Source organism: Planosporangium spinosum (genome assembly GCF_049999945.1).
Classification (GTDB): domain Bacteria; phylum Actinomycetota; class Actinomycetes; order Mycobacteriales; family Micromonosporaceae; genus Planosporangium; species Planosporangium spinosum.
On record NZ_JBLYUB010000004.1, the window covers coordinates 91934 to 116581 of the forward strand.

General features: G+C 73.1%; 17 protein-coding genes. 15 read left to right on the forward strand and 2 right to left on the reverse strand.

Annotation, left to right across the window (positions count from 1 at the left end):
* Positions 1–166: 166 nt before the first annotated feature.
* Both smc and ACNTMW_RS07115 read left to right on the forward strand, forming a co-directional pair.
* Entirely contained in the window at positions 167–3742 is a 3576-nt protein-coding gene (gene smc, locus ACNTMW_RS07110; protein ID WP_426632603.1) for a chromosome segregation protein SMC, read from the forward strand.
* 11 nt (positions 3743–3753) lie between these two features.
* A complete protein-coding gene (locus ACNTMW_RS07115) occupies positions 3754–4380 on the forward strand; it encodes an HAD family hydrolase (protein WP_426632848.1) in 627 nt (208 codons plus the stop codon).
* A gap of 60 nt (positions 4381–4440) precedes the next feature.
* Here ACNTMW_RS07115 and ACNTMW_RS07120 read toward each other — a convergent pair whose 3' ends face one another.
* Positions 4441–6087, reverse strand: coding sequence for an alkaline phosphatase D family protein (locus ACNTMW_RS07120; RefSeq protein ID WP_426632604.1), 1647 nt, complete (start codon positions 6085–6087; stop codon positions 4441–4443).
* A 176-nt stretch (positions 6088–6263) separates the two neighbouring features.
* Between ACNTMW_RS07120 and ftsY the strand changes: the two genes are divergently transcribed.
* From ftsY to ACNTMW_RS07185, 13 genes are all read left to right on the forward strand, one after another.
* On the forward strand, positions 6264–7625 hold the full coding sequence (gene ftsY / locus ACNTMW_RS07125) for a signal recognition particle-docking protein FtsY (protein ID WP_426632605.1): 1362 nt from the start codon (positions 6264–6266) through the stop codon (positions 7623–7625).
* A complete protein-coding gene (locus ACNTMW_RS07130) occupies positions 7626–8501 on the forward strand; it encodes an aminoglycoside phosphotransferase family protein (RefSeq protein ID WP_426632606.1) in 876 nt (291 codons plus the stop codon).
* Positions 8502–8705: 204 nt separating this feature from the next.
* On the forward strand, positions 8706–9482 hold the full coding sequence (locus ACNTMW_RS07135; RefSeq protein WP_426632607.1) for a DUF4190 domain-containing protein: 777 nt from the start codon (positions 8706–8708) through the stop codon (positions 9480–9482).
* Positions 9483–9803: 321 nt separating this feature from the next.
* Complete coding sequence (locus ACNTMW_RS07140) at positions 9804–11192, forward strand: ammonium transporter (protein ID WP_426632608.1); 1389 nt, start codon at positions 9804–9806, stop codon at positions 11190–11192.
* A gap of 24 nt (positions 11193–11216) precedes the next feature.
* Positions 11217–11555 (forward strand): P-II family nitrogen regulator, encoded by a 339-nt coding sequence (locus tag ACNTMW_RS07145; protein ID WP_426632609.1) that lies wholly within the window; start codon positions 11217–11219, stop codon positions 11553–11555.
* A gap of 9 nt (positions 11556–11564) precedes the next feature.
* Positions 11565–13772, forward strand: a complete 2208-nt coding sequence (locus ACNTMW_RS07150; protein ID WP_426632610.1) for a [protein-PII] uridylyltransferase — start codon at positions 11565–11567, stop codon at positions 13770–13772.
* Positions 13773–13861: 89 nt separating this feature from the next.
* The gene (locus ACNTMW_RS07155) at positions 13862–14395 is read left to right on the forward strand and encodes an AAA family ATPase (protein ID WP_426632611.1); all 534 of its coding nucleotides are present in this window, start codon (positions 13862–13864) and stop codon (positions 14393–14395) included.
* 198 nt (positions 14396–14593) lie between these two features.
* Complete coding sequence (ffh, locus tag ACNTMW_RS07160; protein ID WP_426632612.1) at positions 14594–16138, forward strand: signal recognition particle protein; 1545 nt, start codon at positions 14594–14596, stop codon at positions 16136–16138.
* A 296-nt stretch (positions 16139–16434) separates the two neighbouring features.
* A complete protein-coding gene (locus ACNTMW_RS07165) occupies positions 16435–18558 on the forward strand; it encodes a transglycosylase domain-containing protein (protein WP_426632613.1) in 2124 nt (707 codons plus the stop codon).
* Positions 18559–18675: 117 nt separating this feature from the next.
* A complete protein-coding gene (locus ACNTMW_RS07170) occupies positions 18676–19755 on the forward strand; it encodes an amidohydrolase family protein (protein ID WP_426632614.1) in 1080 nt (359 codons plus the stop codon).
* 117 nt (positions 19756–19872) lie between these two features.
* Entirely contained in the window at positions 19873–21279 is a 1407-nt protein-coding gene (gene proS, locus ACNTMW_RS07175) for a proline--tRNA ligase (protein ID WP_426632615.1), read from the forward strand.
* Positions 21279–21965: a ribonuclease FAU-1 family protein gene (locus ACNTMW_RS07180; RefSeq protein WP_426632616.1), complete on the forward strand. Its 687-nt coding sequence runs from the start codon at positions 21279–21281 to the stop codon at positions 21963–21965. Before proS ends, ACNTMW_RS07180 begins: the two co-directional genes overlap by 1 nt.
* A gap of 63 nt (positions 21966–22028) precedes the next feature.
* Positions 22029–23618, forward strand: coding sequence for an alpha/beta fold hydrolase (locus ACNTMW_RS07185; RefSeq protein WP_426632617.1), 1590 nt, complete (start codon positions 22029–22031; stop codon positions 23616–23618).
* A gap of 78 nt (positions 23619–23696) precedes the next feature.
* On the opposite strand, the gene ACNTMW_RS07190 is transcribed toward ACNTMW_RS07185, so the two are convergent.
* The gene (locus ACNTMW_RS07190; protein ID WP_426632618.1) at positions 23697–24641 is read right to left on the reverse strand and encodes a GlxA family transcriptional regulator; all 945 of its coding nucleotides are present in this window, start codon (positions 24639–24641) and stop codon (positions 23697–23699) included.
* Positions 24642–24648: the final 7 nt, after the last annotated feature.

Consider the following 24648-nt stretch of genomic DNA (forward strand, 5'->3'; position numbering starts at 1 on the left):
GCCGGACCGGCACAATGACACAAAGCGCGCCGACACACCTACCCGGTGATCGGCGCGCAGCCGTGTCCGAGGGCTGGGTCGGGGTGCCGCTACCAGGCCGGCCGTGGCCGACACGGTACCCTCGCGGGGTAACCGTCCGCCCGACCATTCGCCATACCGGAGATTCGTGCATCTCAAGACCCTGACCGTGAAGGGCTTCAAGTCCTTCGCCTCAGCGACGACCATGAAACTCGAGCCGGGGATCACCTGCGTGGTCGGGCCCAACGGCTCGGGCAAGTCGAACGTCGTCGACGCGATCGCCTGGGTCCTCGGCGAGCAGGGCGCGAAGGCGCTGCGCGGCGGCAAGATGGAAGACGTGATCTTCGCCGGCACGTCCGGCCGGGCCCCGCTCGGCCGTGCCGAGGTCACCCTCACGATCGACAACACCGACGGCGCCCTGCCCATCGACTACACCGAGGTGTCGATCACCCGCCGGATGTTCCGCTCCGGCGAGAGCGAGTACGAGATCAACGGCAACCACTGCCGTCTGCTCGACATCCAGGAACTGCTGTCCGACTCCGGTATCGGCCGGGAGATGCACATCATCGTCGGCCAGGGCCGGCTCGACGGCATGCTGCACGCCAAGCCCGAGGACCGCCGCGCCTTCATCGAAGAGGCCGCCGGTGTTCTCAAGCACCGCAAGCGCAAGGAAAAGGCGCTGCGCAAGCTGGACGCGATGCAGACCAACCTCAACCGGCTGTCCGATCTGACCGCCGAGCTGCGCCGCCAGCTCAAGCCGCTGGGCAAGCAGGCCGAGGTGGCCCGGCGTGCCGCCGGCATCCAGGCCGACCTGCGCGACGCCCGGCTGCGGCTGCTCGCCGACGACCTCGCGACGCTGCGCGAGACCCTCGACAAGGAGATCGCGGACGAGACGGCGCTACGCGAGCGGCGCGAGCAGATCGAGCGGGAGGCGGCCGCGGTCGGCGCGCGGCTCGCCGCCCTCGAGGCCGCCCACGCGGCCGACGCCCCGGTCCTGGCCCGGGCACAGGAGACCTGGTACCGGCTGTCGGCCCTGCAGGAGCGGTTCCGCTCCACCCACCAGCTGGCCGGCGAGCGGCTTCGCAACCTGTCGGTGAGCACCGAGGACGAGCGGCCCGGCCGTGACCCGGCGCAGTTGGAGGCCGAGTCCGAGCGGGTCCGCGAGCAGGAGGCCATGCTGCGCGCGGAGCTGGAGAGCGCGCGGGACCGCCTCGCCGAGGCGGTCGAGGAGCGCCAGCAGCTCGAACGGCAACTGGCAGAGGCGGAGAAGGCGCTGGTCGCGGCGCACAAGGCGATCGCCGACCGGCGGGAGGGGCTGGCGAAGCTGGCCGGCCAGGTCGAGTCGGCCCGCAGCCGCACCACCGCCGCCGGTGACGAGATCTCCCGGCTCGCGGCGGGTCTGGTCGAGGCGCAGGGCCGGCTGGACACCGCGCAGGAGGCGTACGACGCGCAGGCCGCCGGCGCCACCGAGGCCGACCGCGACGACGCCGAGCTGGAGCTGCGCCACAGCGAGGCGGTCCGCATCCACGACGCCGCCGCCGCCACGGTCAAGCAGCTCAGCGACGCCGAGCGCGCCGCCGAGCGCGAGGTCACCCAGTGGAAGGCCCGCGAGGAAGCGCTGTCGATGGGCCTTCGCCGCAAGGACGGCGCCGGCGCCCTGCTGGCCCGCGCCGACCGGGTCCCCGGCCTGCTGGGCAGCGTGGCCGCGCTGCTGTCGGTGGAGGCCGGCCATGAGGCGGCGCTGGCCGCCGCGCTCGGCGCACTGGCCGACGCCGTGGCCGTGGAGAGCGTCGACGGCGCCGTCGCCGCGGTCGAGCTGCTCAAGACCGACGACGCCGGCCGGGCCGCACTGCTGGTCGCCTCGGCCGACACCGACCAGGACGGGCTGCGTACCGAGCGCCCGCCGCTGCCGCCCGGCGCGCACTTCGCGCTCGACCTGGTGGAGGCGCCCGAGCAGCTACGGCCGGCGCTGAAACGGGCGCTGAACAACGTCGTCTTCGCCCCGGACGTCGCCACCGCACAGCGGATCGTCGGGTACGCCCCGGCGCTGCGCGCGGTCACCCCGGACGGCGACGTGTTCGGCGCGTACGCGGCGGTCGGCGGCTCGGGCAAGGCGCCGAGCTTCATCGAGGTACAGGCAGCCGTCGAAGAGGCCCGGCAGAAGAAGGTCGACGCCGAGACCCGGGTCGCGCAGCTGCGCGGTGAACTGGAGACGGCGCGGGAAGCCCTCGCCGAGGCCAAGGAGCGGGTGTCGGCCGCCGCCACGGCCAAGCGGCAGGCCGAGAGCGAGCGCAACGTCGCGGCGCGCAAGCTCGCCGAGCTGGGGGCCGCCGCGAAGTCGGCGCGCGCCGAGGCCGAGCGGCTGGCGGCCGGCAAGGCCAAGGCCGAGGCCGCCCGCGAAGAGGCCCTCATGAAGCTCGCCGAGCTGGAGGAGCGGCTGCGGCTGGCGGAGGACTCGCCGATCGAGGACGATCCGTCCACAGCGGAGCGCGACGAGTTGGCCGCGACCGTGCCACAGGCGCGCCAGCGCGAGATGGACGTGCGGCTGGCCGTGCGTACCGCGGAGGAGCGGGTCGGCGCCATCACCGGCCGCGCGGACTCGCTGGCCCGCCAGGCCGCGGCCGAGCGGGCGGCCCGGGAGCGGGCGGCCGCCCGGCGCGCGGCCCGGGCGCGCGGTGCCGCCGTCGCGAAGGCCGTCGTCACCGCCGCCGAGCACGCGCTCGCCGCGATCGCCCGGTCGCTGGAGGAGGCGGCGGCGCACCGCGACACCGTCGCCGAGGCCCGCGCGCTGCGCGAGGAGGAGCTGACCGCGGTCCGCACCCAGGCCGGCGAGCTGCGCACCGAGCTGGAGCGGCTGACCAGTGCCGTGCACCGCGACGAGGTGGCCCGCGCCGAGCAGCGGCTGCGCATCGAGCAGTTGGAGGCCAGGGCGGCCGAGGAGTTCGGGCTCGACCCGGACACGCTGGTCGCCGAGTACGGCCCGGACGTGCTCGTACCGCCGACGCAGGCCGAGATCGCCGCCGCGGCCGCCGCCGACCGGCCCGAGCCGAAGCCGGTGCCCTACGACCGGGCGACCCAGGAGAAGCGCGCCGCGAAGGGCGAGCGCGACCTGGCCCTGCTGGGCAAGGTCAACCCGCTGGCGCTGGAGGAGTTCGCGGCGCTGGAGGAGCGCTACAAGTTCCTGTCCGACCAGCTCGAAGACCTCAAGAAGACGCGGCGTGACCTGTTGACGGTCGTCAAGGACGTCGACGACCGGATCCTGGAGGTCTTCACCGAGGCTTTCCACGACACCGCCCGCGAGTTCCAGCAGGTCTTCAGCGTGCTGTTCCCGGGCGGCGAGGGCCGGCTGGTGCTCACCGACCCCGACGACATGCTCACCACCGGCGTCGAGGTGGAGGCCCGGCCGCCGGGCAAGAAGATCAAGCGGCTGTCGCTGCTGTCGGGTGGCGAGCGGTCGCTCACGGCGGTCGCGATGCTCTGCGCGATCTTCCGGGCCCGCCCCAGCCCGTTCTACATCATGGACGAGGTCGAGGCCGCGCTCGACGACGTCAACCTCGGCCGGCTGATCACGCTGTTCGAGCAGCTCAGGGAGAAGAGTCAGCTGATCATCATTACCCACCAGAAGCGCACCATGGAGGTCGCCGACGCGCTGTACGGCGTGACCATGCGCAACGGCGTCACCGAAGTGATCAGCCAGCGGCTGCGGCAGGACGAGGCGGCGTGACGACCCCGGCGATGCGGGCTGCCCGGCAGCCCGCCGACGTGCTGCTGGTGGACTTCGAGGGCGTGGTGTACCGGTACGACCCGGCGCCCGCCGCCGCGGCCGAGGAGCGCTACGGGCTGCCGGCGGGTACCGTGCGCGACCTCGGCGCGCAGTGGGGCCGGCTGCGGCAGGCCCTGGCCGGGGAGTCCTCGCGCGCCGACTGGCTCGACGGCATCGCGCACGCCCTGGTCGACCGGGTCGGCGGCCTGGAACCGGCCCGCGCCCTGGTGGCCGAGGCCCAGGGGCACCACGGCCACCTCGTACCGGAGGTACTGGCCTTCGTCGACGAGGTCCGCGCCGCCGGCCGCCGGGTCGGGCTGGCCGCCAACGCGATGGACGACTTCGACGCCGTCCTCACCCGGTACGGCCTGGCCGACCGGTTCGACGTGATCGTCAACTCGTCGAAGATCGGGGTGCACAAGCCGGCGAAGGAGTTCTTCGTGCAGGCGTGCCTGGCCATGGAGAAGCCTCCGAGCCGGTGCCTGTTCGTCGACGACGACGACCGCGACGTGCGCGCGGCCCGGGTCGCCGGGCTGTCGGCGTACCGGTACAACGGGCCCGAGGACTTCCCGTACCTGCGGGCCGTTCTCGGCCTGTGACGTGACGCCGGCCGCCAGCGGGTCGGCGCGCCTGCCGTGCTGACCGGCGGTCGGGCCGCGTCAGCGCCGCCGGTCGTGGAGCCGGACCGCGCCCAGCCGGTTCAGCCGCGCCCGCGCGTTCGTGCCCTCGATCAGCGCGTACCCCTCCCGGCCGCGGTGGACCAGGGTGCTGATCGCGTTGCCGAAGAACGGGCCCGCCACCAGCTTCCAGCGCACGCTCGGGGCCGGCGTGCCGGCCAGCTTCGCCAGCCCCCGGGCGAGCCGGCCCGCGCCGCGGCTCCAGCCCAGCCGGGTCGCCGCCCGGATCGGCCGCGGCAGCCCGTTGTGCACCGGTGAACAGGTCAGCTGGTGGATCCGGCTGCGCACGTCCGGGCCGAGCAGGGCGCGGGCCGCGTACGAGTGGTGCACGTCTCCGGAGAGCACGCTGATCGTGGCCGGCGCGTGCGGGGCGGACCCGAGCTGGGTCAGCAGCGCGCCGAGGGCGTCGAACGACCGGCCGAACGCGGCCCAGTGCTCCAGGTCGAGCACCTGGCGTACCTTCTCGGCGGGCGCGGCGACCCACGGGCTCGGCGAGTCGCACAACCGCTCGCTCATCGCCTCGACGTGGTGCACCGCCGGTGCGAGCAGCCACGGCAGCGACGAGCCGAGGACGAGGTGGTCGTAGTCGCCGTCGCTGACCGTGCGGGCCAGCCACTCCCATTCGGAGTCGGGCAGCATCGCCCGCCGGCCCGGCGTCAGCTCCCGCCCGGCCCGGTTGTCGATCACCACGAGGCGGGTACGCCCGAATGTCAGCGCGTAGCTCCACCGGTACCCGTCGCGCTCGCGGTCGGCGCGGGCACCGAACTCGGCGAGGATCCCCGTCGCGTCGTCGGTGGCGCGCACCGCCCGGTACACCGGGTCGGCGCCCACCTCGTCCGGGGAGAGGTTGCCCAGGTGCTGGTACACCCAGTACGACGACAGCCCCGCCGCGATCCGCTCGGCCCACCACGCCCGCGCGCGCTGGTCCCGGCGCCACGCCTCGGAGGTGTTCCAGTCGTCGATGATCTCGTGGTCATCGAAGATCATCACGCTCGGCACGGTGGACAGCAACCAGCGCACCTCCGGGTCGGTCCACGACTCCAGGTACAGCCGGGTGTACTCGTCGAAGCCGACGACCTGGGTGGCCGGCGCGTCCGGCCGGCGCCGGTGCCGGTGGCGGCGCAGCCAGCTGCGGACCGCCGGGGACGTCTCGTCGGCGTACACCTGGTCGCCCAGGAGGACCAGAGAGTCCGGCCACTGGGTCGCGGCGGTGCCGGCGCGCACCGCGGCGGCCAGGCGGACCGCGTACGCGTCCAGCGCGTCCGGCGGGTGCCGATGGTTGACGTACGGGGTGGCCTGCCGGCACGAGCCGTAGACCAGCCGGACCGGGTCCCCCTCGCCCCGGGTGCGGATCGCCGGGGCGGGGTACGGATAGCCGGCCGGCGGCCAGACCGGCTCGCCGTCGAGCAGCACCTCGTACCGGGTGGCGGCGGCCGGTGGCAGGCGATCGACCACGACGAGCGCGTAGTGCCGGCCGTACGCGCTGAAGGTCCGGGCCGCGCCGCCGGCGTCACCCGCGGTACGGATCTCGACGGTCGCGGGCCGGGCAGTCTGGACCCAGATCGTGGCCCGGGAACCGTCGATCCGCCGCAGGATCGGGCCGAGCAGCAGGTCTGAGGGGTCGGGCATACGGCGCTCCAGGGGGTGCGGAAGCACCGATCATGCCCGACCGGAGGCATTCACGGCCGCCCCCAGGGCCGCGGTGTGACCAAGGCGGCCGGTGGCGGCGTGGCCGGAGACGGCCGGCGGGCACGTAGCGCCTGACCCGACGGGCCGGCGCGGCGCGCATCTGCCAGGATTTCCGAATGGACACGTACGTCGCCATCGGTCTGGCCCTGCTCGTCCTGCTGGTGGCGGTGGCGGCCAGCCTGCTCGCGCCGCGCCGTCGCAAGCCGCCGGCACCGCCGGAAGCGCCGGAAGGCCGGGGACCCGCGACGGTCGAGGCGCCGCCGCGGCCACCCGCCCCGCCGACCGCGCCGCCCGAGGAACGGGTACCGGTCGAGAAGGCCCCGCCGGCCCCGCCGGTGAAGAAGGCTCCGCCGGCCCCGCCGGTGAAGAAGGCTCCGCCGGCCCCGCCGGTGAAGAAGGCTCCGCCGGCCCCAACGGCCCCGCCTGCGGTGCCCGCCCCGACGGCTCCTACCGCGCCGCCGCCCGCTCCTACCGCTCCGCCCGCTCCTACCGCTCCGCCCGCGCCGCCGGTCGAGGCCGCGCCACCGGCGCCCGTGATCGAGACTCCGGCGCCCACCGCCGGCCGGCTGGTCCGGCTGCGGTCGCGGCTGTCGCGGTCACAGAACGTCTTCGGCAAGACCATGCTCGCCCTGCTGTCGCGCGACAAGCTCGACGACGACACCTGGGACGAGGTCGAGGAGACCCTGATCGGCGCGGACGTCGGGGTCGCGGCCACGACGGAGATCGTCGAGCGGCTCCGCGAGCGGGCCCGGGTGCTCGGTACGTCGTCGGCGAGCGAGCTGCGCAAGCTGCTGGCCGACGAGCTGGTCGCCGCGCTCGCCCCCGACATGGACCGTTCGTTGAAGGCCACCCCGCACGACGGCCGGCCCGCCGTGCTGCTCGTCGTCGGCGTCAACGGTGCCGGCAAGACCACCACGTGTGGAAAGATCTCCCGGGTACTGATCGCCGACGGCCACAGCGTCCTGCTCGGCGCGGCCGACACGTTCCGTGCCGCGGCGGCCGACCAGCTCGCGACCTGGGCCGGCCGGGTCGGTGCCGAGGTGGTACGCGGGCCCGAGGGCGGCGACCCGGCCGCGGTCGCCTTCGACGCGGTCAAGCGCGGCACCGAGGCGGGCGTCGACAGCGTCCTGATCGACACCGCCGGCCGGCTGCAGAACAAGGTGGGCCTGATGGACGAGCTGGGCAAGGTGAAGCGGGTGATCGAACGGCACGGTCCGGTTGACGAGACGCTGCTCGTCCTCGACGCCACGACCGGGCAGAACGGGCTGGAGCAGGCGCGGGTGTTCACCGAGGTCGTCGATGTCACCGGGGTGGTCCTGACCAAGCTCGACGGTACGGCCAAGGGCGGCATCGTGATCGCCGTGCAGCGCAAGCTCGGCATTCCGGTCAAGCTGGTCGGACTCGGTGAGGGCGCCGACGATCTGGCGCCCTTCGAACCGGCGCAGTTTGTGGACGCTCTGCTGGGGGCAGAAGCGTAGATGCTCCGCGACCACCGGCACGGACAGGTACGCCGATCGGTCCGTCCCGCCACCGTCACCCGCAGGACCCCGGAGGAGTCCCCGACCGTGACACAACAGGAGATCCCGCTACTGGGCGGGAACACCTCTACGGTCGTCCGTGTCGGTGCGACGGTGCGCCGCAACACCGGCCCCTGGACCCCGTCGGTGCACGCCCTGCTGCGCCACCTGGAGTACGTCGGCTTCACCGGCGCCCCACGCGCCCTGGGGATCGACGAACGTGGGCGTGAGGTGCTGTCCTACCTCGAAGGCGAGTGTGGGGAGTATCCGTTGGCCCCGCACTGGGTCACCGACGAGGCGCTGGTCACCGTCGCGACGATGCTGCGGATGTTCCACGACGCGCAGTACGGCTTCCGCCCGGCGCCGGGCGCGGTGTGGCGCTCGTTCGGGCCGCCGCCCCCGGACACCGAGGTGATCTGCCACCACGACGCCGCTCCGCACAACGTCATCTGGCGACCGGACGGCACGCTCGCCCTGATCGACTTCGACCTGGCGTCGCCCGGGTCGCGGATCTACGACGTCGCGTACGCGGCCTGGACCTGGGTGCCGCTGTTCTCCGACCGGGACTCGTACACCCTCGGCTGGCAGCGGCCGGACCGGCCGCGGCGGCTGCGACTGTTCGCCGACGCGTACGGGCTGACCCCGCGCGACCGGCAGCGGCTGGTACGCATGATCCGTAAGCGGATCGTCGACCACATCGAGGGCATCCGCCGGATGGCCGCCGCCGGGGAACCGGCTTTCGTCCGGATCGTGCACAAGGGTCACCTACGCCGCCCCGTACGGGACCTACGACTCATCGACTACGAGCGGCACGCCCTGGAGTACGTGCTGCGCTGACGCGCATCCATTGACCGTCATATCCGCCACGTACGGTGTCGCAGCCCGGCCCGGCTGCGGTACTGTGCCGCGGTCAATGGATGCGCGGGCGGGTCCGGCAGGCGCCGGGCGTGCCCGGCACGGCTCGGACGCGCGGTAGGCGTCCGGGCACGGACCGCACGTCGGACGGTCCCCGGCCGTCCACCGCAAGGGAGGTCGAACACCGTGAGTCGACCCTCGTTCGGCGAACTCGGTGGGCAGGACCCGTACGACATCCTCGAACTGCCGCCGGACGCCTCCGACGCCGACGTACGGGCGGCCCGCAAACGGCTGCTACGCCGGTACCACCCCGACCTCCCCACCGGCGACCTGCGGCGCACCCAGTTGATCACGGCTGCCGCGGATCTCCTGCTCGACCCGATCCGTCGGATCGGCTACTACGACCTGCGCGACGAGGAGTCACGCCGTACGGTCTTCGCCCGGGCCGGGTCGGGTGCCGCTCCCACCAGCGGGCGCTCGGCCGGCGGTGGTTGGGCGCCCGGCAGCGCCACTCGTGGTGCGCGCGGCGCGCCCGGGCAGCCGATCCGGCCCACCTTCGTCACCCCACCGGATCACCCGGACGCCCCGCCCCGGACCGCGACGGGTACCGCGACCGGGCGCCCCGGTTCCACGACTGGCCGGGCCGCCGGCTCCACGGCCGCGGCCGGCTCCGCGACCGGGTCCGCCGCCGCGGCCGAGTCCACGGCCGGGCCCGCCGCCGCGGCCGACTCCACGACCATCCCGGTCGCTCCCGCGGCCGCGTCACGGTGGAACGCGCTGGCCATCGCGTCCGTGGTCACGATCCTGACGTGGACCCCGATCCCACTCGTCCTCGGTCTGCTCGCGCTGCGGCAGATCCGCCGGTTCGGTCAGCGGGGTACCCGGCTCGCCCTGACGGGCGTGGCCGTCGGCGGGCTGCTCGTCCTCGTCTACCTGTACGTGCTCGTCTTCTCCGGCCTTTAACGGGCCTGTCGTTTTCAATCTTGGAAAGTAAGGCGCCAATATTGGTGCCTTACTTTCCAAGATCTACGAAAACCCGTACGGTGCCGCCTTCTTCGGCTCCGGTCGCGCCGGGAATCCCCAGGAACGCACTGTCGGAGCGTGCCCGGGTGCGTCGGTCCGCCCGGTAACCGTCACACGTTCGAAACACATGGTCATGCGGTGGAAACCGAGGCACACCAATGCTCGAAACAACGGTTGGTGATCCTGTCGAAGATCCGGCAGCCGGGGCGGTGTCGCCCCAGGTCGGCCGGCAGGCAGGAAGACGAACCGAGAGGAGGCCGTGTGCCGCCGATCAACTACGGCGATACCGCCTGGGTGCTCGTTTCGGGTGCGCTCGTACTACTCATGACGCCGGGCCTGGCCCTGTTCTACGGCGGCATGGGGCGGGGCAAGAGCGTACTCAACATGCTCATGATGAACTTCGCCACCATCGGCGTGGTCAGCCTGTTGTGGGTGGTGTACGGCTACAGCCTCGCCTTCACCAGCGACCGGTTCCACGGCCTGATCGGCGGCTCCGGCGCGTTCGGCCTGCGGGGTACGTTCGACGCCCTCACCGGCGCCGACGGCGACAAGATCCCCGTACTCGCGTTCTCGTCGTTCCAGCTCATGTTCGCGATCATCACGCCGGCTCTGATCAGCGGCGCGGTCGCCGACCGGGTGAAGTTCAGCTCCTGGCTGATCTTCGTGGCGGTGTGGACGACCGTCGTGTACTTCCCGGTCGCGCACTGGGTGTTCTTCTTCGACTCCGGCAACGGCGGCTGGATCGCCGACCACCTGAAGGCGTTCGACTTCGCCGGTGGCACGGCGGTGCACGTCAACGCCGGTGCCGCCGCTCTCGCGCTGGTGTTGCTCGTCGGTAAGCGGGTCGGCTGGCCCAGGGAGAGGTTCAAGCCGCACAACGTGCCCATGGTCCTGCTCGGCGCCGGCCTGCTCTGGTTCGGCTGGTTCGGCTTCAACGCCGGCTCGGCGCTCGCCGCCAACGGCCTCGCCGCGACCGCCTTCATCAACACGCAGGTCGCGACCGGTGCCGCGCTGCTCGGCTGGATCATCGTGGAGTGGCTGCGCGACGGTAAGCCGACCGCCCTCGGCGGCGCGTCGGGCGCGGTGGCCGGTCTGGTCGCCGTCACCCCGGCGTGCGCGACGATTGAGCCCGTCGGCGCGATCGCGCTCGGCCTGATCGCCGGTGCGGTGTGTGCGCTGGCCGTCGGTCTCAAGTACCGGCTCGGCTACGACGACGCCCTGGACGTGGTGGGTGTCCACCTCGTCGGGGGCGCGCTGGGCGCGGTGCTCATCGGTTTCCTGGCGGCTCCGTTCATCGCCGGTACCGGTGGAGTGAAGGGCCTGCTCTACGGCGGCGGGCCGCTCCAACTGGGCAGGCAGGCGCTCGCCGTCGCCGTGGTCGGCGGGTACTCGTTCGTCCTGGCCTACGCGATCGGCTGGGTCATCCAGAAGACCATCGGACTGCGGGTCGGCCCCGAGGCCGAGATCGAGGGCCTCGACACCGCACTGCACGCCGAGAGCGCGTACGACTTCGGGCCGAGCACCGGCTCGGGTGGGGCGTTCGCGCTGGCAGGGGTCGGCGCGGCGAAGCCGGACGCCGGCAGCGGTAAGGCCGACAGCGGTACGGCTGACGGAAAGGCTGAGCAGGTCACTGAGACGGTCGCCGGATAGCGTGCGGTGATGGAGGGAATGGGCATGAAGCTGGTGACCGCGGTCATCAAGCCGTACCAGCTCGATGCGGTCAAGGAGAGCCTGCACGCCCTCGGCGTGACCGGCCTGACCGTCAGCGAGGTGCAGGGGTACGGGCGCCAGAAGGGGCACACGGAGGTCTACCGGGGCGCGGAGTACACGGTGGACTTCCTGCCGAAGATCAGGATCGAGGTCGTCACCGACGAGATCGACGTGGACAAGATCGTAGACGCGATCGTGGCGGCGGCCCGTACCGGCAAGATCGGCGACGGCAAGGTGTGGGTCACGCCGGTCGAGGACGTGGTCCGGGTCCGTACCGGGGAGCGTGGGCTCGACGCCCTGTAGGGAGGGGCGGTGACGATGCCGGCCGGGGTCGGGGCCGGGGCGCGCGCCGCCCGCGCCGAGGCGCTCGACGCGTGGCTCGCCACGCTGCTGCCGGACGCCGAGGGCCTGGCGCTGATGGCGGTCGGCGGCCTCGCCCGGCGCGAGTGCGCGCCGCACGGCGACCTGGACCTCGTCCTGCTGCACGACGGCCGGGCCGGGATCGACGGAATCGTCGAGAAGCTGTGGTACCCGATCTGGGACGCGCGGCTGCCGCTGGACCACTCGGTCCGCACCGTGGACGAGGCGGTCGACGTCGCGGGTACCGACGTCAAGGCGGCCCTCGGCATGCTCGACGCCCGGCTGGTCGCCGGCGACGGCGCGCTGGTCACCCGGTTGCGCGACCGGGTCACCACCCGGTGGCGCCGCGGCGCCGCCCGCTACCTCGCCGAGCTGCGGGAGCTGTCCGAGCGGCGCTGGCAGGCCCACGGCGAACTGGCGTTCCTGCTGGAGGGCGACGTCAAGGAGGCCCGCGGGGGCCTGCGGGACATCGGCGTGCTGCGCGGCATCGGGTACGCCGGCGTGGCCGACGCGACCCGGCCGGCCGTCCGGGCGGCGCAGCGCTGGCTGCTCGACGTCCGCGACGCCCTGCACACCGTGACCGGCCGGCGCGTCGACCGGATCCTCGCGCAGGACCGGGCCGAGGTGGCCCGCCTGCTGGAACTCGCGACCGGAGACGACGTACTCCGGCGGGTCACCGACGCGGCCCGCACCGTCTCGTACGCCCTCGACGACGCCTGGCGGGCGGTGGACGCCTGGCGGCACGGCCGGCCGGGCGGCCGTACCCCGCGCCGGCCGATCGGGCGGGACGTCGTCGAGCAGGACGGTGCGGCGGTACTCGCCCGGGCCGCCGTCACGCCCCGCCCCGACCCCGCCCTGCCACTGCGGGTGGCCGCCGCGGCCGCCCGGGCCGGGCTGCCGGTCGCCCGGCCGACCCTCGAATGGCTCGCCGAGTTCGCGCCGCCGCTGCCCGACCCGTGGCCGGCGGCCGCCCGCGACGCGCTGCTGACCCTGCTGGGCGCCGGTGACGCGCTGGTACCCACCTGGGAGGCGTGCGACCGGTACGGCCTGGTCATCCGCTGGCTGCCGGAGTGGGCGCGGATCCGCAGCCTGCCCCAGCACAACCCGATCCACCGGTTCACCGTCGACCGGCACCTGGTGGAGACCGCGCGGGTGGCCGCCTCGTACGCCCGTGAGGTGGCCCGCCCGGACCTGCTGGCGCTCTGCGCGCTGCTGCACGACCTCGGCAAGGGGCTGCCCGGCGACCACAGCGCCACCGGTGCGCCGCTGGCCGCCGCGGCCGCCGCCCGCATCGGGCTGCCACCCGGCGACGTCGCGCTCGTCGACCGGGTGGTGCGCCTGCACCTGCTGCTGTCCGACACCGCGACCCGCCGCGACCTGGCCGACCCGGTGACGGTACGGATGGTCGCCGATGCCGTCGGTGACCAGGACACGCTCGCGCTGCTGTACGCGCTGGCCCGGGCCGACGCCGCCGCGACCGGCCCCGGCGCCTGGTCGGCGTGGAAGGGCCGGCTGGTCGCCGAGCTGGTCGACCGGGTCGCGCACGCGCTGGACGGCGGCCGGGTGCCCGAGCTGCCGGTCGTCGGCGTACCGGTGGCGATCGGCCCGCTGCCGTCGGTACGGGTGGGGGAGGACCGGGTCGCGGTGACCGCGACCGACCATCCGGGCCTGCTCGCGGCGGTGGCCGGCTGCCTGTCGCTGCACCGCCTCGACGTGGTCGCCGCCGACGCCGCCGCGCACGGCGGCATCGCGCGGGTGGTGTGCCGGGTGCAGCCGCGGTACGGCGACGAGCCGATCTCCCAGGCGCTCGCCGCGGATCTGCGCCGCGCCGCCGCCGGGGAGCTGGACGTCGCGGCGCGGCTCGCGGCACGGGAGCGGTCGGCGCGGCGGCGGCCCGGTGGCGCGGACCCCCGCGTGGTCTGGCAGCCGGCGACCGGCGCGGCCATCCTGGAGCTGCGCGCCGCCGACTCGCCGGGGCTGCTGTACCGGGTCGCGAACGCCCTCGCCCGGGCGGGCGCGCGGGTTCGGGCGGCTCGGGTCTCGACGCTCGGCGGCGACGTCGTCGACGCGTTCTACCTGGTGGGGCCGTGGACGGACGAGGCGGAGCGGTCGGCGGTGGAGGTCGCCGTGCTGCGGGCCGCCGGCACGTCCGCCGGGTAGCCGCCGCGCTGCGGGCCGCCGGCACGTCCGCCGGGTAGCCGCCGCGCGGCCCCACCTGGCGGGTTGCGCCGCGGTTCTAGGGTCGATCCGTGATCATCTGGATCAATGGTGCGTTCGGCGCCGGGAAGTCGGCGGTCACCTCGGCGCTGCTCGCCGCCCGGCCGGGGTGGCGGGAGTTCGACCCGGAGCGCATCGGATACGTGCTGATGCGGGTCCGCGAGGTGCCGACCGGCGACTTCCAGGACCTGCCGTCCTGGCGGGCGCTCACCGTCCGGATCCTCGGCGGCCTCGCCAGGGTGCACGGGATCACCTGGGTGGTACCGATGACGCTGCTGCGCGCGGACTACCGCACGGAGATCCTCGGCGGTCTGAGGTCGCGAGGGATCCCGGTGCACCAGATGGTGCTCCGGGTGCCCGAGCCGGTCCTGCGGTCGCGCATCGACGGTGACGCGGAGCTCGTCGGGGCCCGGGAGTGGCGGCACGCGCACGTCGCGCCGGCACTGGCGGCCTTCGACGGACTCGCCGCGACCGAGCCCGGTACGGTCGAGGTGGACGCAGGCGACGGGCGTACCCCACAGCGGATCGCGGCGGAGATACTGGACCTGGTGGCGGCGCGCCGATGAGCGCCGGTACCGGCGTCGTGCCCGCCCGGCGACCGTGGCGCACCGGTGTTCCGCGGTATCCGTCACCGCCCCGTTTCCCGCGCTCTGCCGCGCCCGCCGCGGGTGACCATCCGGTTATCGCCTCCGGCCCTATACCCTTGCGTCGGGGCGGCTGCCTCGCAGACCAGCAACAAATCCGACATTCAGGGATGTAGCGCCGTGTTTGACACGCTTAGCGACCGGCTCTCCGGGATCTTCTCCAAGCTGCGGAGCAAGGGGCGGCTCACCGACGCCGACATCGACGCGACGGCTCGGGAGATCCGTCTCGCGCTGCTGGAGGCGGATGTCGCGCTGCCGGTGGTCAAGGCGTTCATCGCCCGCCTCAAGGAGCGCGCCCGGGGCGCGGAGGTCTCCCAGGCGCTCAACCCCGCCCAGCAGGTCATCAAGATCGTGCACGAGGAGCTGGTGCAGGTCCTCGGTGGCGAGAGTCGCCGGCTCCAGCTCGCCAAGCAGCCGCCAAGTGTCATCATGCTGGCCGGCCTGCAGGGTTCGGGCAAGACCACGCTGGCCGGCAAGCTCGCCCAGCACCTCAAGGCGCTGGGGCACCAACCGCTGCTGGTCGCCGCGGACCTCCAGCGGCCCAACGCCGTGAACCAGCTCCAGGTGCTCGGTGGGCGGGCCGGCGTCGAGGTGTACGCCCCGCAGCCGGGCAACGGCGTCGGTGACCCGGTGGCGGTGGCCCGGGAGTCGATCGAGCACGCCCGCCGCCAGATGCGCGACATCGTCATCGTCGACACTGCCGGCCGGCTCGGTATCGACGCCGAGATGATGGCGCAGGCCGCGGCGATCCGCGACGCGGTCGACCCGGACGAGGTCCTGTTCGTCATCGACGCGATGGTGGGTCAGGACGCGGTCGCGACGGCCGAGGCGTTCCGCGACGGTGTCGGCATCACCGGTGTCGTACTGTCCAAGCTGGACGGTGACGCCCGAGGCGGTGCGGCGCTGTCCGTACGCCACGTGACGGGCCAGCCGATCCTGTTCGCCTCCACCGGCGAGAAACTCGAGGACTTCGACGTCTTCCACCCCGACCGGATGGCTTCGCGCATCCTCGGCATGGGTGACGTGCTGACCCTCATCGAGCAGGCCGAGGCGGCGTTCGAGGAGGATCAGAAGGAGCGGATGACCGCCAAGCTCATGGGCGGTCAGCAGTTCACGCTCGAGGACTTCCTGGAGCAGATCGTGGCGGTGCGGCGGATGGGGCCCATCGCCAACGTCCTGGCGATGCTGCCCGGCATGGGGCAGATGAAGGACCAGCTCGCCGAGGTCGACGACAAGCACTTCGACCGCATCACGGCGATCATCCGCTCGATGACCCCGGGCGAGCGGGACAATCCGAAGGTCATCAATGCGTCCCGCCGGCTGCGCATCGCCAACGGTTCGGGCGTCACGGTGATGGAGGTCAACCAGCTGCTCAACCGCTTCGCCGACGCGCAGAAGATGATGAAGCAGATGGGCGGGATGATGGGGCTGCCCGGGGCGCGGCGCAAGGCCACCAAGTCGCCCAAGAACAAGCGCAAGGGCAAGAGCGGCGGGCGTCCCCGTGGTGGTATGCCGGCGGGGCTGCCCGGCGGTTTTCCCGGCATGCCGGCTCTGCCTCCGGGGCTGGACCCGAGCGCGCTCGACCCCAACAGCCCCGACGGACCTGCCGGGTTCAAGCCGCCGAAGATCGACTTCTCGAAGTTCGGCAAGCGCGACGGCAAGTGACCACCGCCTCGGACCGGTAGCCGTCACGCCGGCCGGCGCCGGGTCGGTACGAGACCCGGTGACCGGCCCCGGCCGGCCATCGCGTGGCGCCGGGGCCGGGGCGGTTTCCAGCGCCACGCCCCGGTTCCGGGCGGTTGGACGCCGTACGGGATAATCGTCCCAGCGTCGTTCGTCATTGTGACGTAGGCGACAGCTTCGATGTGCGCCGCTACCCCGCGAATCGGGTACGGCGTCTGGTGACCGGGGCCGGTCCGACGGTGGGCGGTCCGCAGGGTTGTGCCTATTGGGGGCGGTGCATGCGCGAGCAGGCCATCCGGAAGATCCTGTCGTTGCTCGGCTGCGGGGTGATAGCGGGCGTGGTGGTCGCCGCGGCGGCGCTCCCCGCCGCGGCGATGGCCGGAGCCCTGACAACGGCCGGCATGACCGCCTTCGACAACCTGCCCAGTGACTTCACCTCGCTGCCCGCCCCGCAGAGCTCGTTCATCTACGCCTCGGACGGCAAGACGCTGCTGGCGATGCTCTACGACGAGAACCGCCGCGACGTCCCCCTGTCGGAGGTGGCGCCGGTGATGCAGCAGGCCATCGTCGCGTCCGAGGACACCCGCTTCTACCAGCACAACGGCGTCGACCTCAAGGGCGTCGGCCGGGCCCTGGTCGCCAACAACGGCGGATCGTCCCAGGGCGCGTCGACCCTGACGATGCAGTACGTGCGCCAGAGTGCGATCTACTCGGCCAAGACCCCCGAGGACGTCGTCGCGGCGAGCGAGAGAACCAAGACCCGCAAGATCCGCGAGATGAAGCTCGCGATGGCGCTGGAGCAGAAGCTCTCCAAGAAGGAGATTCTGGAGCGGTACCTCAACATCGCCCCGTTCGGGCACGGCGCCTGGGGCATCTACGCCGCCAGCCACGTGTACTTCAACAAGGACCCCAAGGACCTGACCCTGCCGGAGGCGGCGCTGCTGGCCGGCCTGGTCCAGGCGCCGTCGGTGTACGACCCGGCCGACGCGGCCCACCCGGAGAAGCGGGAGGCCGCGCTCAAGCGCCGCGAGCACGTGTTCGACCAGATGGTCAAGGCCAAGAACATCACCGCCCAGCAGGCCGACGAGGCCCGGCAGGCGCCGCTGACCATCACCGACCAACGCCTGTCGCAGGGCTGCGTATCGGTGCCGTACCCGGCGCTGGGCGCCGGCTTCTTCTGCGACTACCTGTACCGGTGGTGGCTGGAGCAGCCCGCCTTCGGCGCGGACGCGTACGAGCGCGAGAACCGGCTGCGCAGCGGCGGGTACACGATCATCAGCTCCCTGGACATGGGCATCCAGCAGGCGATGAAGCGCAACGTCGACGCGAAGATCAAAGACACCGACCGGCGGGCCCTGATGCTCACCGCCGTCGAGCCGGGCACCGGCCGGGTACTGGCGATGGCCACCAACCGCACCTTCAGCCTCGACACCAGCGGCAACCAGACCAACCCGGACAAGAACAAGCGCGGGCCCGGTTCGTTCCCCAACACCACCAACCCGCTCATCGGCGGCGGCGGTGACGTGCACGGGTACCAGGCCGGCTCGACGTTCAAGATGTTCACCATGCTCGCGGCCCTGGAACAGGGCATGCCGCTCAACACCACGATCGACGCCCCGGCCACGTACAAGTCGAAGTACATCACCGACTCCACGAACTGCCCCGGCACCCACTTCTGGTGCCCGAGCAACGCCAGCAAGAGCGAGCAGGGCAGGTTCGACATGTGGACCGGCTTCGGCAAGTCGGTCAACACGTACTTCGTGCCGCTGATAGAACGGGCCGGCGCCGCGAAGGCGATCGACGTGGCGACCCGGCTGGGTATCAAGTTCCGCGAGCCGGGCGACCAGGAGAGGGCGACCGGCCGCGGCGCGGACCAGTGGGGCTCGTTCACCCTGGGCGTGTCGTTGACCACCCCGGTCGACCTGGCCGGCGCGTACGCCACCCTGGCCAACGACGGCACGCACTGCGAGCCGACCCCGATCCTGGAGATCCGCGACGCCAGCGGCAAGAAGCTCGACACCGGCAAGCCCAAGTGCACCAGGGCCGTCGACGCCGACGTCGCGCGCGCCGCGGTGGACGCCGCCCGCTGCCCCGTCGGTGACCGGGGCGGCCTCGGGCAGTGCCGCGGCGCGTCCACCGCCTCGGGCGTGTCGGCAACCGTCGGCAAGCCGGTGTTCGGCAAGACCGGTACGACCGACACCAACGAGTCCGCGACGCTGGTCGCCTCGACCCGCCAGGTGACGGTGGCCGGCATCGAGGCCGACCCGGACTGGCCGCGTGACCCGAGCGCCGACCACAACCACGTCGACGCCTCCGTCTCCGAGACCCTGCGCGACGCGATGGCGGGCAAGCCCGCCCAGGACTTCCCGGCCCCCAGTAAACGGATCGCGTTCGGCAAGTGATCACCGGTCGGCCGGCCCGCACCGGGACCGGCTGCCGGCCCCTCAACAGGACCGACGGTCGCTCGGCCGGATGATCTGGCGGCGGGTTCCGGGTGATCCAACGGTAGGTTGAGCCGCATGGCGTTGCATGTACGGGGCGTGGTGCTGCCCGACGACGAGGTACGCGACCTGTGGCTGGTCGGCGACCGGGTGACCCTGCATCCGGTGCCCGGCGCCGAGACCGTCGCCGATGGTGGCTTCGTCCTGCCCGGCCTGGTCGACGCGCACTGCCACATCGGGATCGCGCGCGGCGGGGCCCCGATCGGCGGGCTCGACGACGCGCGGGCCCTGGCAACCATCGACCGGGACGCCGGGGTACTCGCGATCCGGGACGCCGGCTCGCCCTACCCGTACCCGGAACTCGACGACGACCCGCAGGTGCCGCGCTTGAGCCGGGCGGGCCGGCACGTCGCCCCGCCGCGCCGCTACCTGCGCGACATCGGCGTGGAGGTCACCGCCGATGCGCTGCCCGGTGAGGTCGCCCGGCAGGCGGCGGCCGGCAACGGCTGGGTGAAGCTCGTCGGCGACTGGATCGACCGCGGCACGGGAGACCTCGCACCGGCCTGGGACCCCGCCGACATGGCCGCGGCGATCAAGGCGGCGCACGAGGCCGGTGCGCGCGTGGCGGTGCACACGTTCGCGGAGGAGTCGGTAGCGGCGCTGGTACGGGCCGGCGTGGACTCGGTGGAACACGGCACCGGGCTGAGCGACGACGACATCGCCGAGATGGCGCGCCGGGGGACGGCCCTGGTGCCGACGATGATCAACATCGAGACGTTCGGCGACATCGCCGCCCGGGCGGACGGCAAGTTCCCCGGGTACGCCCGGCACATGCGGGCGCTCGGCGACCGGTTCCCGCGCGTGGTGGCGGCGGCGGCCGAGGCCGGTGTGCCGATCTACGTCGGTACCGACGCCGGTGGCGGCATCAACCACGGCCTGGCCGTACAGGAGATGCTGCGGCTGCACCAGCGGGCCGGCATGTCGGCGCTGGACGTCCTGCGAGCCGGCTCGTGGGGAGCGCGCGCATGGCTCGGCTTCCCCGGCCTGGTCGAGGGCGGCCTGGCCGACCTGGTCGTGTACGACACCGACCCCCGCCGTGATCTTCGGGTGCTCGCGGCGCCCCGGCGGATCGTGCTGCGCGGCCGGGTCGTGCGGTGACGACGGCGCCGCAGCCGGGCTGTGCGGGTGACGACGGCGCCGCGGCCGGGCGCGGTGACCGGCGCAGGTGACGGCCGGCGGGCGGGCCGATGGGTGGAGCGCCTAGGATGACCGGTCATGGCGCGTGTGCTCACACCGAGGGCAGAAGACTTCCCCCGTTGGTACCAGGACGTGATCGCTAAGGCCGAGCTGGCCGACAACGGTCCGGTCCGCGGCACCATGGTGATCCGACCGGCGGGCTACGCGATCTGGGAGCGCATGCAGTCCGACATGGACGACCGGATCAAGGCGGCCGGTGCGCAGAACGCGTACTTCCCGCTGTTCATCCCGGAGAGCTACCTGCGCCGCGAGGCCGAGCACGTCGAGGGCTTCTCGCCGGAACTGGCGGTCGTCACGCACGGCGGCGGCAAGCAGCTCGCCGAGCCGGTCGTGGTCCGGCCGACCTCGGAGACCGTGATCGGCGAGTTCATGGCGAAGTGGGTCAGCAGCTACCGTGACCTGCCGCTGCTGCTCAACCAGTGGGCCAACGTCGTGCGCTGGGAGCTGCGCCCGCGGGTGTTCCTGCGCACCAGCGAGTTCCTGTGGCAGGAGGGGCACACCGCGCACGCCAGCGAGGCCGACGCCCGCGCGTACGCCCGGGCCATCCTGCACGACGTGTACGAGGAGTTCATGCGCCAGATGCTGGCCATCCCGGTGGTGGTCGGGCGGAAGACGGTGCGCGAACGGTTCGCCGGCGCGACCAGCACGTACACGCTCGAAGGCATGATGGGCGACGGCAAGGCGCTGCAGATGGGCACCAGCCACGAGCTGGGCCAGAACTTCGCGAAGGCGTTCGACATCGTGTACTCCTCGGCCGAGGGTCGCCAGGAGCACGCGTGGACCACGTCGTGGGGTACGTCGACGCGGATGCTCGGTGGCCTGATCATGGCGCACGGCGACGACAACGGGCTGCGGGTGCCGCCGCGGATCGCGCCGATCCAGGCGCACGTGATGATCGTCAAGGACGGCGACGGCGTGGCGGCGGAGGCGGCGAAGCTGCGTGACGCCCTGCGGGACGCCGGCATCCGGGTCGGCTTCGACGACCGGACCGACACCCCGTTCGGACGCCGGGCGGTCGACGCGGAGCTCAAGGGGTACCCGGTCCGCGTCGAGGTGGGGCCGCGCGACCTCGCCGCCGGCAACGTGGTGCTGGTCCGCCGCATCCCCGGTACGAAGACGCCGACGCCGGTCGCCGACGTCGTGTCGGCCGTCACCGCCGCGCTCGCCGAGGACCAGCAGGCGCTCTACGACGAGGCGCTGGCCCGCCGCGAGTCGCACACCGCCGACGTGGGAGGCGTCGACGAGGCGATCGAGGCGGCGGCCACCGGCTGGGCCCGGCTGCCCTGGTCGGCGGTCGGCGCCGAGGGCGAGGCGAAGGTCAACGCCCAGGGCGTGACGGTGCGCTGCCTGACCCGCGCCGACGGCTCGGTGCCCGGCTCCGAGGACGAACCCGACCTGGTCGCCTACCTGGCCCGCGCGTACTGATGCGGTTCGCCCCCGGCCGGGTGATCGTCCACCGGCACTTCCAGCGTGACCGGCTGGCCTGGGTCCGGGTCATGCGCGTGGTCAGTGACGACGAGCGCGGGCTGCTGCTGTGGATCGCACCCGGCAGCCCGGTGCTCAGCCTGCGCGCCGATGATGGGCGGACCATCCGGTCGATGCCGTTCGCGGAGTGGGTGACCCGGCAGCGGCGGCTGTCGTCCGGTAACTGGGAAGGGCCGGGGATCCTGAAGTTCGTCCCGCCGGGGGCGGCCCACTCGGTGTGGTGGTTCTGGGGCGACGACGGGGAGTTCACCGGCTGGTACGTCAACCTGGAGGAGTCCGGGGTGCGCTGGGACGACGGCGCCGCCGCCGGTCTCGACATCGTCGACCAGGACCTCGACATCTGGGTCGAGCCGGACCGGTCCTGGCTGTGGAAGGACGAGCACGAGCTGACTGAGCGGCTGCGCTTCCCGGACCACTACTGGGTGCCGGACCCCGACGCGGTACGGGCGGAGGGGGAGCGGGTGATCCCGCTGATCGAAGGCGGGCACTTCCCGTTCGACGGGACCTGGTGCGACTTCGAACCGGACCCGTCCTGGCTCACGCCGCCGGAGCTGCCCGCCGGCTGGGACCGGCCGCGCGCGCTCGAAGCCCGCGTTGCCGCATCCGGCAATACCGATCACGAATAGCCGCGGGGTTGCCACATCCGCCTAGGGTGCCGGAAGGTGCCAACGACGGATGGAGGTACACCGATGCGACGGCATCTCCTCACGGTGGCGGCGGTCGCCGCGATGGTCGCGGTTCTCACGCCACCGACACCGGGTCACGCGGCCGGCAGTTCGCCGGCCCTGGCCTGGGGATCCTGTCCACCAGCTCCCGCCGGGGTCGAACGCGATCCCCGCCAGCAGTGCACCACCCTTCAGGTACCCCTGGACTACCGCAAACCGCAGGGCCGGAAGATCGACATCGCCGTGTCCCGGATCCCCACGGCGAAGCCGGGCCTGCGCCACGGGATCCTGCTGTTCAACCCCGGTGGCCCCGGGGGCTCCGGGCTGGACTTTCCCGCCCAGTTGCTCCCGCTGCTGCCCACCGACGTCACCGACCGCTTCGACCTCATCGGCTTCGATCCCCGGGGGGTCGGCCACAGCACGCCGGTCACCTGCGGCATCGGTGCGGACACCGAGGTCGACCTGATCCTGCCGTACCCGACGCCGGACGGCTCGATCGACCGGAACGTGGCGTTCGGCCGGCAGACCGCGGAGAACTGCGCCCGACTCTCGGGGGACCTGCTGCCCCACATCACGACGGCGAACACCGCCCGGGACATGGACCGGATCCGGGCCGCCCTGGGCGAGCGCACGCTGTCGTACCTCGGGTACTCCTACGGCACCTACCTCGGCGCGGTGTACACCTCGCTGTTCCCCGGCACCAGCGACCGCATCCTGCTCGACAGCGCGGTCGACCCGAAGCTCGTCTGGTACGACATGTGGCGCACCTGGGGGCCGGCGATCGCGCTGCGGCTGCCCGACTTCACGAAGTGGGCCGCCGACCGGGACGCCACCTACCACCTCGGGGCCACCGCGCACGCGGTCGAGCACACCTACGAGGAGCTGGCCGCCCGGTTCGACCGCGACCCGCTGCCGCTGCCCGGTCTGACGGTCAACGGCAACGTCCTCCGCGAGATCACCCGAAGCTCGCTGTACGACGACCACGGGTTCCCAGCGCTGGCCGAGGTCTGGCAGTTCCTGGCGGAGTCGAGCGCGCCCGCGCCCGTGTCGGCCGGCTCGCCGGAGGTCGCGTCCGTGCTGCGGGAGATGCTGCGGTCGCGCCCGGCGGCCCAGCAGGTGCCGGTGGACAACGACATCGCCGCGCTGTACTCGGTCGTCTGCGACGACGTCGCCTGGCCCCGGGAAATCGGGACGTACGCGCGCAACGTGGCGGTCGACCGTCGGGTGTTCCCGGCGACCGCCGGCATGCCGTCCAACGCGTGGCCGTGCGCCTTCTGGACGAGCCGCCCGACGGAGCCACCGGTCGAGGTCACCGACAAGGGGCCGCGCAACGTGCTGATCCTGCAGAACCTGCGCGACCCCGCCACGCCGTGGATCACCGGCTTCGGCCTGCGGCAGTCGCTGGGGAAGCGGGCCGACTTCATCAGCGTCGACCAGGGTGGGCACGGGGTGTACCTGTTCACGCGGGCGCCGTGTGCGAATGATGTCGCCACGGCCTTCCTCGCCCAGGGCGTCCTGCCGGCCCGTGACGCCTTCTGCCCCGGCCAGTCGCCCGGTGACGTGACCGGCTTGACCACCACCCCGAGGGTGCGGCTGCCGGGCCCGCTGGGCTGACGCGCGTTCGTCGACACGGGCGCCCCTCTCACCGGATATCCGATGGGAGGGGCGCCCTTGTCGACGACAGGGGATGTCTCACGCCGCGGCGAACCGGGACCGGTACGCGGTCGGCGTCGTGCCGACGTCCCGGCTGAAGTGCCGGCGCAGGGCGGCCGTGGTGCCGAAGCCGGCGCGTCGCGCTACCTCCTCCACCGGCAGGTCACCGCGTTCGAGGAGTTCCTGCGCGAGCTGTACCCGCTGGTGGTGCAGCCACCGCAGCGGCGTGGTGCCGGTGGTCTCCACGAACCGGCGGGCGAAGGTACGCGGGGACTGGTGGGCCCGCCGCGCCAGGCCGGTGACGGTGAGCGGGTGGTGGAGGTGCTCCCGGGCCCACGCCAGGACGCCGCCGAACTCGTCGGGGAGCGGCTCGATCACGCGGGGCAGGTACTGCGCCTGGTCGCCGTCGCGGTGCGGGGGAGTGACCATGCGCCGGGCGATCGTCGCCGCTGCCGTGGCGCCGTGCGCCTCCCGGACCAGGTGCAGGCACAGGTCGATGCCGGCGGCGGTGCCGGCGGAGGTCCACAACGGACCGTCGTGGACCCAGAGGGGACCGTTCACCACGGTCACCGCCGGGTGCCGGGCGGCCAGGGCGGCGGTGAGCCGCCAGTGCGTGGTCGCCCGGCGTCCGTCCAGCAGCCTCGCGTCCGCGAGCAGGAAGGCGCCGCTGCACAGCGCGGCGACGGGTATCCCGGCGTCGTGGGCCGCCCGCAGGGCGCGCCGTTCCGCGTCGTTGCCGGTCGGCGGGGCCGGTTCGGCGCCGGGTACCAGGACGAGGTCGGCCCCGGTGAGCCCGGACAGGCCGTGGGTGGCCGACAGGCTCGCGCCGCCGGCCAACCGGACCGGGCGCCGGCCCGGCGAGCAGCGGCGCAGGTCGAACGGTGGTACCCCGTCGTCGCGTCGGTCGACGCCGAAGACCTCGTGGATCACGCCGTAGTCGAACAGCCGGACGGCGTGGTGGAGGAGGACGGCCACGGTTCGCATGCCGCCA

Bases quoted from the DNA above. Each gene is read 5' to 3' on its own strand.
- ftsY (WP_426632605.1), top strand. From the start codon at position 6,264: ATGGACACGTACGTCGCCATCGGTCTGGCCCTGCTCGTCCTGCTGGTG.
- ACNTMW_RS07185 (WP_426632617.1), top strand. From the start codon at position 22,029: ATGCGACGGCATCTCCTCACGGTGGCGGCGGTCGCCGCGATGGTCGCG.
- ACNTMW_RS07115 (WP_426632848.1), top strand. From the start codon at position 3,754: ATGCGGGCTGCCCGGCAGCCCGCCGACGTGCTGCTGGTGGACTTCGAG.
- proS (WP_426632615.1), top strand. From the start codon at position 19,873: ATGGCGCGTGTGCTCACACCGAGGGCAGAAGACTTCCCCCGTTGGTAC.
- ACNTMW_RS07130 (WP_426632606.1), top strand. From the start codon at position 7,626: ATGCTCCGCGACCACCGGCACGGACAGGTACGCCGATCGGTCCGTCCC.
- ACNTMW_RS07170 (WP_426632614.1), top strand. From the start codon at position 18,676: ATGGCGTTGCATGTACGGGGCGTGGTGCTGCCCGACGACGAGGTACGC.
- ACNTMW_RS07120 (WP_426632604.1), bottom strand. From the start codon at position 6,087: ATGCCCGACCCCTCAGACCTGCTGCTCGGCCCGATCCTGCGGCGGATC.
- ACNTMW_RS07165 (WP_426632613.1), top strand. From the start codon at position 16,435: ATGCGCGAGCAGGCCATCCGGAAGATCCTGTCGTTGCTCGGCTGCGGG.
- ACNTMW_RS07145 (WP_426632609.1), top strand. From the start codon at position 11,217: ATGAAGCTGGTGACCGCGGTCATCAAGCCGTACCAGCTCGATGCGGTC.
- ACNTMW_RS07190 (WP_426632618.1), bottom strand. From the start codon at position 24,641: ATGCGAACCGTGGCCGTCCTCCTCCACCACGCCGTCCGGCTGTTCGAC.
- ACNTMW_RS07180 (WP_426632616.1), top strand. From the start codon at position 21,279: ATGCGGTTCGCCCCCGGCCGGGTGATCGTCCACCGGCACTTCCAGCGT.